The sequence below is a fragment of the Azospirillum griseum genome (genome assembly GCF_003966125.1).
GTDB lineage: Bacteria > Pseudomonadota > Alphaproteobacteria > Azospirillales > Azospirillaceae > Azospirillum > Azospirillum griseum.
In genome coordinates this window covers 1-11351 of sequence record NZ_RXMA01000056.1, presented here as the reverse complement: position 1 = coordinate 11351, position 11351 = coordinate 1, and the positions used below count along the sequence as shown (strand labels likewise).

Annotated in this window: 11 protein-coding genes and 1 pseudogene; 5 read left to right on the top strand and 7 right to left on the bottom strand. The window is 65.2% G+C overall.

Annotated elements, in window-relative coordinates; genetic code table 11:
* The 5 genes from EJ903_RS25545 to EJ903_RS25525 all read right to left on the bottom strand — a co-directional run.
* Positions 1 to 1410 (bottom strand): DUF4158 domain-containing protein (locus EJ903_RS25545; protein ID WP_158628014.1); only part of this gene is annotated, 1410 nt, incomplete at its 3' end.
* A gap of 173 nt (positions 1411 to 1583) precedes the next feature.
* Entirely contained in the window at positions 1584 to 2207 is a 624-nt protein-coding gene (locus EJ903_RS25540; protein WP_246015983.1) for a TetR/AcrR family transcriptional regulator, read from the bottom strand.
* Between the two features lie 47 nt (positions 2208 to 2254).
* Entirely contained in the window at positions 2255 to 2863 is a 609-nt protein-coding gene (locus EJ903_RS25535) for a TetR family transcriptional regulator (protein WP_126620693.1), read from the bottom strand.
* An 84-nt stretch (positions 2864 to 2947) separates the two neighbouring features.
* Positions 2948 to 4354, bottom strand: coding sequence for an MATE family efflux transporter (locus EJ903_RS25530; protein WP_126620692.1), 1407 nt, complete (start codon positions 4352 to 4354; stop codon positions 2948 to 2950).
* Between the two features lie 78 nt (positions 4355 to 4432).
* Positions 4433 to 5305 (bottom strand): oxidoreductase, encoded by an 873-nt coding sequence (locus tag EJ903_RS25525; protein WP_246015980.1) that lies wholly within the window; start codon positions 5303 to 5305, stop codon positions 4433 to 4435.
* Positions 5306 to 5388: 83 nt separating this feature from the next.
* Here EJ903_RS25525 and EJ903_RS25520 point away from each other — a divergent pair, with 83 nt between their 5' ends.
* From EJ903_RS25520 to EJ903_RS28210, 4 genes are all read left to right on the top strand, one after another.
* Positions 5389 to 6522, top strand: coding sequence for an efflux RND transporter periplasmic adaptor subunit (locus tag EJ903_RS25520; protein WP_126620691.1), 1134 nt, complete (start codon positions 5389 to 5391; stop codon positions 6520 to 6522).
* A complete protein-coding gene (locus EJ903_RS25515) occupies positions 6522 to 9614 on the top strand; it encodes an efflux RND transporter permease subunit (protein WP_126620690.1) in 3093 nt (1030 codons plus the stop codon). Before EJ903_RS25520 ends, EJ903_RS25515 begins: the two co-directional genes overlap by 1 nt.
* A gap of 165 nt (positions 9615 to 9779) precedes the next feature.
* Positions 9780 to 10136: a recombinase family protein gene (locus EJ903_RS28215; protein WP_425455522.1), complete on the top strand. Its 357-nt coding sequence runs from the start codon at positions 9780 to 9782 to the stop codon at positions 10134 to 10136.
* Between the two features lie 76 nt (positions 10137 to 10212).
* On the top strand, positions 10213 to 10356 hold the full coding sequence (locus EJ903_RS28210) for a hypothetical protein (RefSeq protein ID WP_425455523.1): 144 nt from the start codon (positions 10213 to 10215) through the stop codon (positions 10354 to 10356).
* A gap of 196 nt (positions 10357 to 10552) precedes the next feature.
* On the opposite strand, the pseudogene EJ903_RS25505 reads toward EJ903_RS28210, so the two are convergent.
* Positions 10553 to 10692 (bottom strand): annotated as a pseudogene (locus tag EJ903_RS25505) (IS21 family transposase); the annotation flags it as partial.
* A 35-nt stretch (positions 10693 to 10727) separates the two neighbouring features.
* Here EJ903_RS25505 and EJ903_RS27295 point away from each other — a divergent pair.
* Positions 10728 to 10982 (top strand): hypothetical protein, encoded by a 255-nt coding sequence (locus EJ903_RS27295; protein ID WP_174237364.1) that lies wholly within the window; start codon positions 10728 to 10730, stop codon positions 10980 to 10982.
* Here the strand turns inward: EJ903_RS27295 and EJ903_RS28205 are convergent.
* Complete coding sequence (locus tag EJ903_RS28205) at positions 10979 to 11260, bottom strand: E2 domain-associated cysteine-rich protein (RefSeq protein ID WP_377007829.1); 282 nt, start codon at positions 11258 to 11260, stop codon at positions 10979 to 10981. The two genes, EJ903_RS27295 and EJ903_RS28205, sit on opposite strands and share 4 nt — an antisense overlap.
* Positions 11261 to 11351 lie beyond the last annotated feature (91 nt).

Below are 11351 nucleotides of genomic sequence, written 5' to 3'. Positions count from 1 at the left end.
CGGCATCCGACTCTCGGCTCCAGAAGGGGCCAATCCTTTACCCGCAGCCCTCTTCGATTGCCAGTCTGCCGATTTGTGCACCAATGTCCACTCCTTGCGGAAAGGCATCGGTGCGTCCGCCGGTACGTCGCGCTTTCCGGCCTGGTTGAGATCGCGCAGCAGCGCAACCGCGGCGAGCAGCGGGTCGTTGTCCCTGGCTGCCTTGAAGGTGAGAGCTTCGAGAAGAGCCGGGAGAAACTTCCGGATCGAGATGTAGCGGTCGGCGGCACGGACAAGGGGATTCTCCTCCGCCAAATCGGCAAGATTGGCCACCTCGGGGCGGGCACGCAACAGCTTCGCCCAGCCGACGCTCTCGTCAACAACGGCAAAAGCATCACGGTCGCTGTCCTGGGCTACGCCGAGCGCCTCGATGGTGTCATGGAAGAGCCGCATCAGGCGGCCGACATCGCGTGTGGTCGCGGCGTAGGTCTTTTCCTTGGCGTGCTTGCCCCGTGTGAATGCGCCACCGATCAGCCGGTCGGCCATGTCGAGCACGGCGTCGATCAATCGGGATTCGAGATCGAACAGCACGGCAACCAGAGTTGCTCGCCGCCGTTGAGCGGTGTAGCGGCCGAGCAGATAGGCGGGCGATGCCTGACCTTCCCGGACGAACTGGCGGAACCGGACTTCAGGAATGCGCGTGTCGATATCGGATGCGATCCCAATGGCGCGGACGGTCTGAAGCTTGTCGAGCAGGTCACGGACATGTCCGGCTTTCGGCGCGCTCGGCATCGCCTTCAACCAGGAAAGAGGAGTCCCGCCGAGGTCAGGATCGACCACCGGCAGACGGTCGATTTCGGCCAGTTGCTCGTCGGTGAGGCCGGCAAGCAGAGCATCCACCGCCCGCTTGCGGGCACGGGCGCGCCCAGCGGCGCCGGTGCGCTCGATCACCGGCAATGCCGGCAGGATGATGTTTTGGGAGCGGAGGGCGGAGACGATGGCGGTGACGATCGGTTCCGGCCTGTTCGTGGTCCAGGCGGCCTGGGCGGCCGCTTCGATCATGAAGGGAAGATCGAGATTGGTCGATGGCCGCAACCCGAGCATGGCGGCGAGTTGCCGGGCATGATCGGTCATCGTCTGGGGTCGACGCGCATAATCGGTGAACAGGTGCGCCGGCACATGGATCTGGGTGGCGATCCAGGCGACCAGAGCGTCGAGCGGTTCCTCGAGCTGGGCAAGCGCGCGGCCGGAATGCCGAAACAGCGCCAGCTGCACGGCGAAGCCCAGCCGGTTGGCCGCGCCCCGCCGTGTCAGAACGAGATCCTGATCCGATGGGGTGAGCGTGAAGCGACGCGCCAGAGCATCCCGATCCGCAGGAATACCAAGAAGCCGCTGTAACTCCGCCTCGGGCAACAAACGATGTCGCGGCACTCCATCTCCCTCTCCAGCCGGCGCCAGACCCCAAGGCCCGCTCATGACGGGGAAGGGTTATGGACGAACGCAGGACCGCCTGTCACGGAACCGCGTTGCCCGCCTGTCCGCCTTGCCACCCTTTGACGGACATATGAGAAGATCCCATTCGTTTCTTCTCATTATTTTGAAAGTCAAAGATAAATTTGTCCCAGACAGCCTAGCAGGAAGCGGGCGACCGCCTGCTTTGCAACGCTACCAACATCTTCCGGGGAAGCCGATTCGTATACACCCCACAGGCATTCCTCATGCAGACCGGCTTCACAGAGAGCCCGGAAATGAGCAGCAGCGCCGGGCAGTGCCAGAAAGTTCCAGCCGGGTACGTCACTCCGCTCTGCCAAACGCTGCAATATGGCTGCGATTTGACTTTCCGCGCGCTGAATTCCGCGCTCGTAGAAGATGCGGCCAATCTCCGGAAAACGACCGGTTTCAGCTATCACGAGGCGGGTCACGGCAAGCGCTGAAGGGGACAGGATCAAGTCCAGATAGGCGCGCGCCGTGTCCTCCAACACAGCCTCGGTTCCCTGTCCCTCCACCTGAACAGCGGCAAGGGCGGCCCAGGTCAAAGTCCCGACTTCCTCGACATAGGCGGCGAACAGCGCGGCTTTGGAGGGGAAATAACGATAAAGTGTGCTTTTGGACCCGCCCACCTCGGCGGCGATGCCATCCATCGAGGCTTCGGCATAGCCCTGCCGCAGGAAGGCCCGACCGGCAATCGCCAGGATTGCGGCCCGCCGGGCGGATGTGCAAGCAGGCATGGTCAAGCACCCTCTGATCGACCGGTTCCCAGTGCGGTCATGCCCATTCACCCAGTGACCATGTTGCGGGCTTGCGCAGCGGCCGTATCCAGAAAGCCCTGAGCAAGGGTGGGGTCGTTGACGACACGCGAAAGCGTCAGCGCACCGACCATCAGCGACAGAATCGCCATCGCCTTGGTTCTGAACTCTTCGCCCTGCGTGTCCGACATCAGGCGTTCGAGGACGTCGAGATGCGCCCTGATCCCGGCTTCGAACGACGCCTTCACCGTGACGCCATGTCTGGCGGCATCGGAACCGAGCGCCACGATCGGGCAACCGTCAGCTTTTTCCTCGCGGTGCCCGGCGCTGAGATAGAAGCCGATCACCGGGCCAAGCGGATCTTCTGGATGTGCGGTGGGTGGATTTTCGGTGGCCATATTTGGGGTGGTCGCCGCCGTCCATCGGTCGTAGGCGCTCTCCAGCGCCCGCGTTGAGGCCTGAGCCGCCAAATCCTCCTTGGACGCGAACTGCTTGTAGAAAGCGCCCTGGGTCAGGCCCGCCGCCTCCATCAAATCCTTGAGGCCGATGCCGTCGAAACCGTGCTCCCGAAAAAGACGGCTCGCCACGTTGATCACAGTCTGCCGGTTTTCCTCGGCCTGAACGCGACTGACACGCATGGTACGCCCCTTTTGGATTTCGATTGACCTCTATAGGAGATGTGGATGACCGACACAATTCTCCAGCTATTCCGCAGGCCTTCTTCAGGCGCGCGCTTGGGGGGTGGGATGCCGACCCCAGGCACCGCCGATCATGGCGACCGCCGTCAAAAGCCCGTATGAAACCGCCGCCAGGGCCGTGATCCCGAACAGGGTCGAAAGCCCGGCGTCGAACCAGATCACGGCCGACCAGCCGATGAACGCCGCGATGATCATGCGGACGGTGCCGGCCAAAACGGGAAACAGCACGCGCTTTGCGCCCTGGCTGGCGAAATAGAGCGCCAACCCCAGCCCGACCGCGCCGTACACCGGTGCCACGGTTCGCAGATAGAGCGTGCCCATCGCCAGCACCTGGGGATCGTCGCTGAACAGGCCGATCCAGGCTTGTGGGAAGAGTGCGGCGGCAAGGCCGATGGCCTCGGTCGCCCCGAAGGCGAAGGCGGCCCCGATCCAGGCGACGCGGCGCGCCCGCGCCACCTGCCCCGCCCCCATGTTCTGCCCGACCATCGTGACCATGGCCGTGCCAAGCCCGAAGATCAGCGGAATCTGGATGTAATCGAGGCGCGAGGCGATGCCGTATCCGGCGATGGCATCGGCTCCGAACCGGCCAACGGCGGCGGTGACGAAGGTGACGGTGAGATTGACCTGGACGGTGCCGATCGCCGACAGGAAACCGACTCCGAGAATGTCCTTGAACAGCCCCGCGCGCAGAGGGACGACCCTGAGCTTCAGACGGCTCTGCGAAGACCGCAGATACAGCGTCAGCGCAAGCGCGGCGAACAGATAGTACACGACCACCGCCACCCCGCCGCCCGCAACCCCGAGACGGGGGAGTGGACCCCAACCGAAGATCAAGGCCGGTGACAGCAGGATGAGAAGCACGGTGCCCGACGAGATCACCCGAGCTGGCACGGTCACGTTCCCGGCACCGCGAAGGGCCGACGACATCAAGGCGGTGATCCAGATCGGGATGGAACCGGCGAACACAATTCCGGAATAGGTGAGTGCCGCGATCAGCGTCGGCCCCGTTCCCCCCATCGCCTGATACAGCATTGGTCCGGCGAGGAGGGCCCCCACGGTGAAGAGGATGCCGAAGGCACCGGCCAGGACGACCGCATGCCACATCAACGCTTCGGCATCGTCATGGCGTTTGGCCCCCAAGGCCCGCGCGACGGCCGAGGAGACGCCGCCGCCGATGCCGCCATTCGCCATCATCTGCATGAGCATGAACGCGGGAAAGACCAGCGCGACCCCGGCGAGCGCGTCCGTCCCGAGAAAGCTGACGAACCAGGTTTCGGCCACCCCGACCAGCGTCTGAAGGACCAGAACCAGGATCGTCGGCACCGCCAGGCGGAGCATCGTCGGCGCAATCGGCCCGTCAAGAACGCCGGGTGGCGCGTTGTGGGTGGGCGCTGGGGCCGTCGGCCTCTCCAGGCGGGACAGGGCGGTCATGGATTGTCCTTCATTGCACCGGAAGCGGCGTGCATGGTCCCGACACCGGGACGGATCATGTGGCGGTCTGGCCCGGGATCAGACCGGCAGCCGGAGCATCTTGCGCAGGCTCTTGTCGAAGGCGGCGGCCGGGACGAAGCGGCGCAGGAGGCTGACCTGCCGGGCCACTTTCCCCGCCGGGTAGCGCAGCTTTGGTTCGTCCTCGGTCGCGGCCTTGACGATGGTTTTGGCCACGGTCTCGGGCGTGTCGCCCTTCCTGATCGCGTCCTCGACGGCCATGGCCACATCGGCGCGCGTGGACGCATAGGCGTCGAGCGAACGGTCCGGCTTGATGATGTTCGCGTCGAAGGAGGTTCGGGTGTAGGCGGGCTCGACCAGCGTGACCCGGATGCCGAGCGTGCGCAGTTCGTGGTCGAGCGATTCCGAGTAACCCTCCACGGCGTGTTTCGTCGCCGCGTAGAGCGCGGAATAGGGAGCCGGAATGAAGCCGAGCGCCGAACTGAGATTGATGATCCGGCCGCTTTTCTGGTGCCGCATGATCGGCAGCACGGCGTTGGTCATGCGGATGACGCCGAACATGTTCACATCGAACAGCGCCTGCGCCTGGGCAAGCGAGGATTCCTCGGCACCGCCAAAAAGGCCGACACCGGCGTTGTTGACCAGCAGATCGATGCGACCGGCCTCGGTCATCACCGCCTCGATCAGCGCGGCCACGGATGCGTCGTCGGTGACGTCGCAGGTCAGCATGGTGACGCCGTCGGGGCCTTCAGCGCCCGTGTGACGGCTGGTCCCGTACACGCCGAATCCTGCGGCTTTCAGCGCCTTGGTCGCCGCGTATCCTATGCCGGACGATGCTCCCGTCACCAGGGCAACGCCGCGATTGGTCTTTTCCATTGGGTTCACTGTCCTCTCTGTGCCGGGTTCGGCCTCGGCAGCGGCGCTGCCGGGCAAGAACGACCGTCATTTAGATTGCGTTCGAACTCTATAATCGATATAGATGTCGTACGCAATCTAATTTGGTTGAGGCGGCGGGCATGAAAAAGAGACCCATGGTCGTGGCGGGTGGCGTTCTGACGGCGGCGCTGGGCGCGGCCGCGTTCGTGACGCTGTCCATGCACACAGAAGAGGCGTCGGCGGTGAGCGATCCCCGGCAGGAGGCACCGATCGTCCGGCTTGCTGCAGCGGTTCCGGTGGCCGGATCCGCGCGCGGCTTCACCGGCGTCGTCGGGGCGCGGGTGCAGAGCAATCTCGGCTTCCGCGTTCCCGGCAAGATCATCGAACGGCTGGCGACGGTCGGGCAGCCGGTCAAGGCCGGTCAGCCGCTGATGCGCATCGACGAGACCGACCTGCGCCTCGCCCTCACGGCCAAGCGCAACGCGGTCGCCGCAGCGCGGGCAACGGCCGTGCAGACCCAAGCGGACGAACGGCGTTACGCCAGTCTGGTCAACGACGGCTGGGCCACCCGGCAGCGTCATGAACAGGCAAAGGCCGCGCTGGACACCGCCAGGGCGCAACTCGCCAGTGCGGAAGCCGATGCGCGGGTTGCCGAGAACGAGGCGACCTATTCGGTCCTGCTGGCCGACAGCGACGGCACGGTGGTTGAAACGCTGGGCGAGCCGGGACAGGTCGTCGCCGCTGGCCAGACCGTCGTCCGAATCGCGCAGGCTGGCCCGCGCGAGGCGGTGGTGGCGCTGCCCGAAACCATTCGGCCACCCATCGGCTCGTCGGCCGAGGCCAGCCTCTATGGCGTCGATGGGCAGCGGTACGGCGCGCGTCTGCGCCAGCTGTCGGACGCCGCCGATGCCCAGACCCGCACCTACGAGGCGCGCTACGTGCTCGACGGCGACGCCGCTTCCGCCCCCCTCGGGGCGACGGTCACGATCCGGTTAACGGGATGGTCGGCGGGCCGGACGGCGGATGGAGCGGGGCAGGCCGAACAGCAGGTGCCGCTTGGGGCCGTGCTGGACGATGGCCGGAGGACCGGCGTCTGGACCCTGGACCGCGCCAGTGCGACGGTGCGCTTCCAGCCGGTCCGGCTGGTCCGGGTGAGCGGCGACACCGCCGTGATCTCCGGGCTCGGCCTCGGCGACCCGGTGGTGTCGCTCGGCGCCCATCTTCTCCAGGACGGGGTCCGCGTCCGGATCACCGCCGAGAGCGGGGGCCAGTGATGAGTCTCAATCTCTCCGCCATCGCCGTCCGCGAACGGGCCGTCACCCTGTTCTTCATCCTCCTGCTGGCGGCGGGAGGCGCCTTTGCCTTCGTCATGCTCGGCCGGGCGGAGGATCCCTCCTTCACCATCAAGACCCTGACGGTCACCAGCGTGTGGCCGGGTGCCACCGCGCGCGAGATGCAGGATCTCGTCGCCGAACCGTTGGAGAAACGCCTTCAGGAGCTGAGCTGGTACGACCGGGTCGAGACGACGACGCGGCCCGGCTACGCCTATATGACCCTGACGCTGAAGGACAGCACGCCGCCCGCCAGGGTGCAGGAGGAGTTCTATCAGGCCCGCAAGAAGATGGGCGACGAGACGCGCAACCTGCCACCCGGCGTGCTCGGCCCCTTTGTCAACGACGAGTATTCCGACGTCAGCTTCGCGCTCTATGCGCTGAAGGCCAAGGGCCTGCCGATGCGCGAGCTGGCCCGGCAGGCGGAGACGATCCGCCAGGACCTGCTGCATGTGCCCGGCGTCAAGAAGGTCAACATCCTGGGCGAGCGTCCGGAACGGATCTTCGTCGAGTTCTCCTATGCCAGGCTGGCGACGCTCGGCGTGTCGGCCCAGGACATCATCGCCGCCTTGCAGCGGCAGAACACCGTCACGCCGTCAGGGTCCATCGACACCCAGGGGCCGCAGGTCTTCATCCGGATCGACGGCGCCTATGACGGCGTGCAGGCAATCGCCGACACGCCGATCGTCGCCGCCGGGCGGACGCTGAAGCTGTCGGACATCGCGGAGGTCCGCCGCGGCTACGAGGATCCGCCGACCTACATCATCCGCCACCAGGGCGAACCCACCGTTATGCTTGCGACCGTCATGCAGGAGGGCTGGGACGGCCTGGCGCTCGGCAAGGCGCTGGAAGACAGGGCGGCGGGCATCGCGCGGTCGCTGCCACTCGGGATGACGCTCGACAAGGTGACCGATCAGGCCGTCAACATCACCTCGGCGGTCGACGAATTCATGATCAAATTCGCCATGGCGCTGGGCGTGGTGCTGCTGGTCAGCCTGCTCAGCCTCGGCTGGCGCGTCGGCATCGTCGTGGCGGCCGCCGTGCCGCTGACGCTCGCCGTCGTCTTCCTCATCATGCTGGAAACCGGGCGCTTCTTCGACCGCATCACGCTCGGCGCACTGATCCTGTCGCTCGGCCTGCTGGTGGACGACGCCATCATCGCCATCGAGGTGATGGTGGTGAAGATGGAGGAGGGCGTCGACCGCATCAAGGCCGCCGCCTATGCCTGGAGCCACACGGCGGCACCGATGCTGTCCGGCACGCTGGTGACCATCGCCGGCTTCCTGCCGGTGGGGTTCGCGCGCTCTACCGCCGGCGAGTATGCCGGCAACATCTTCTGGGTCGTGGGCTTCTCCCTCATCGTCTCCTGGATCGTGGCGGTGGTCTTCACACCCTATCTGGGTGTCAAGATGCTGCCGGCGATCAAACCGGTCGCCGGCGGTCACGAGGCGATCTACGGCACCCCGAACTACCGGCGCCTGCGGCGGATCATCACCTTCGCCGTGCGCCACAAGATCGTGACCTGCGGGGTCGTCGGCCTCGCCTTTGCCGTTGCCATCGTCGGCATGGGCGGGGTCAAGCAGCAGTTCTTCCCGACCTCCGACCGTCCCGAGGTGCTGGTGGAGGTCCGCCTGCCGGAAGGCACCAGCATCGAAACGACGACGGCGTCGGTCGAAAAGGTCGAACGCTGGCTGGCCGACCAGCCGGAGGCGACGATCGTCACCAGCCACATCGGCCAGGGCGCTCCGCGTTTTTTCATCGCCCTGTCGCCGGAGCTGCCCGATCCGGCCTTTGCCAAGATCGTCGTGCTCACCCCGGACGCCGAGGCGCGCGAGGCCCTGAAGCACCGGTTGCGGCAGAGTGTGGCGCAGGGATTGGTGCCGGAGGCCTATGTCCGCGTCACCCAGCTCGTGTTCGGCCCCTACACGCCGTTTCCGGTCGAATTCCGGGTGATGGGCCCCGATCCGGCAAAGCTCTACGACATTTCCGAAAAGGCCCTCGCCATCATGCGGAGCGTGCCGGATGTCCGGCAGGCCAACCGGGATTGGGGCAACCGCACGCCGGTGCTCCGCTTCACGCCCGACCAGGATCGCCTGAACCTCATCGGTCTCTCTCCGGCCGAGGTCGGCCAGCAACTCCAGTTCCTTCTGACCGGGATCGCCGTCACCCAGGTCCGCGAGGACATCCGCAACGTCCCCATCGTGGCGCGCAGTGCCGGCGGCGAACGTCTGGACCCGGCGCGTCTGGCCGACTTCTCGCTGACGAGCCGCACCGGCCAGCAAATCCCTCTCGACCAGATCGGCCATGCCGACATCAGGCTGGAAGAGCCGATGATGAAGCGCCGGGACCGGACATCCGTCATCACCATCCGCTCGGACTACAACGAGGCGACCCAGCCGCCGGAGGTCTCCAAGCAGATCATGACGGCCCTTCAGCCGCTGATCGCCTCGCTTCCGGCCGGCTATCGCATCGAAGCGGGCGGGTCGATCGAGGAATCGGCCAAGGCCAACACCGCCCTCGGCAAGGTCTTCCCGGTCATGATCGCCGCCATGCTGGTCTTCATCATGCTGCAGGTGCGGTCCTTCTCGATGATGGCCATGGTCCTGCTGACGGCACCGCTCGGCGTCGTCGGCGTCGTGCCCATGCTGCTCGCCTTCAACCAGCCCTTCGGCTTCAACGCCATCCTCGGGCTGATCGGTCTGGCCGGCATCCTGATGCGCAACACGCTGATCCTGACCGAACAGATCAAGGAGAACCAAGCGGCCGGCCTCGACGATTATCACGCCGTCATCGAGGCGACGGTGCAGCGGACGCGGCCGGTGATCCTGACCGCCCTTGCCGCGGTGCTGGCCTTCATCCCCCTCACGCACTCGGTCTTCTGGGGGTCGATGGCCTATACGCTGATCGGCGGCACCGCGGTCGGCACGGTGCTGATCCTGCTCTTCCTCCCCGCTCTGTATGCGGCATGGTTCCGCATCAAGCCGGCGGCTGTCGGCAATACATCAAGCTCTCATGCCCGTCTGGGAGTAATCTGACGGGCTTGCGAGGTGGTCGTTTGACAAGAGGGGCCATCTTACAGCTCGTCCGGCAATCGGCCGTTTGGCGGTCAGCCGCCAAACTGTCCGGAAACCCGCGTTGACGACGGCTTTCCGGACACATAGTTTGTCGGACGGGTTTCCGGACAAACGGAGCGGGCGGTGGTGAACATCGGCTATGCCAGAGTCTCGACCGCTGATCAGGATCCAGCCCTGCAACTCGACGCCTTGGCCAAAGCGGGCTGCGAGCGGGTCTTCCAAGATCAAGCATCCGGAGCCAAGGCTGATCGGCCTGGTCTGGCGGCGGCCATGGTCTTCGCACGGGTCGGCGACAGTCTGGTGGTCTGGAAGTTGGACCGTCTCGGACGGTCGCTGCCGCACCTGATCGAGACTGTGAACATACTGGAGGCCCGTGGCATCGGCTTTCGGTCGCTGACCGAAGCGATCGACACGACCACGCCCGGCGGCCGGCGGCCGGCTGGTGTTCCACATCTTCGGCGCCCTCGGCCAATTCGAGCGTGACCTCATTCGGGAACGGACCCGTGCCGGTTTGGTCGCGGCTGTCGCTCGTGGCCGGAAGGGCGGGCGCACGCCGGTGATGACCGAGGACAAGCTCCGCCGGGCAAAGGCACTCCTCGCCCAAGGTTTCACGGTTCGTGAAGCCGCTGCGCGGATCAAGGTCGGAAAGACCGCGCTCTATGCAGCTCTTGGCGTAAACGGAAGCGAGGATGCTGATCTATGAACAAAGTTCTTTGTCTGTTCTGTCTTAGCGTTGTTTAGCTGACATCTATCGCGCTGCCCTCCTTTGGCGTCGGAAACCGTGGCCGCTTTCAGTCGGAATCTGCAGCCGAACGTTGGTCGGCCCCACCAGTTGGTTTGCTGTTTCTGACTGCCCGTTTTGAAAGCGTTCTCTCCGCCGTTTGAGTGGCGGCGAGAGGTGGCACCCTTGGCTTGCCGGCTAAGTGGCGGCCGATGGTGTCGTTGATTGCGAGCGAGAGGGGCATGACGGTGCGCCGCCCTGCAGCGGTGGTGCTGGGGGCGTGGCCACCTCCCTGGGGATTTGGCTGTTAGTTGGTAGGGACTGACACCAGCGGTCATTGACGATGACCGCTGGTGTCCGTGCCGACCGGCACGGCGGCGGCCTATGCCGCCGAAGCTTTTGATCCGGACAGGTCAGGATCAAAAACCACCGGTATGAGTTCGGTCTATGGTGTCAATGTGCCGCTGGCCTCGTCCTTCCTACTCAGCGCAAGAAGGCGTAGCTTTCGTGGCCCACAATCCCATGCCGAGATAGAAGCAGCAAATTGCGACCATTATCTTCATAAAAATTTTGTGCTATGCGTGAGCCGGTCGGCTTATTGCCGCTAATTCTTCGTTACCTTGAGCGGGCAATTATCGAGAGTTCCGCAGCACGTCCCTCCCTCGCGGTGCCAGGCCGCAAAGTACCGGGCCTCGGCTTCCTGCATCGCAACGATGTGGTCGATCAGCTCAATGAGCTTCTTGGCGTGGTCGGCGCAGCCACGACGGGACACGGGGCGGTGGCGCTTGTCACGGGTCCCGCAAGGACAAGGTCGACGCATGTTAACCAGTCGGCTGTGCTCTTCCTTGGTGCCCTTGGCCTTCGCGACGATCCTCCGCCCGTCCAACGCTAGCCGCCTTTATTCACCAGGGTGGGAAGCGTTCTGGTCGCCGAACGGCGATGCTCAATGTGGGGCTGCATAGGCGCGCGTTGCCGCC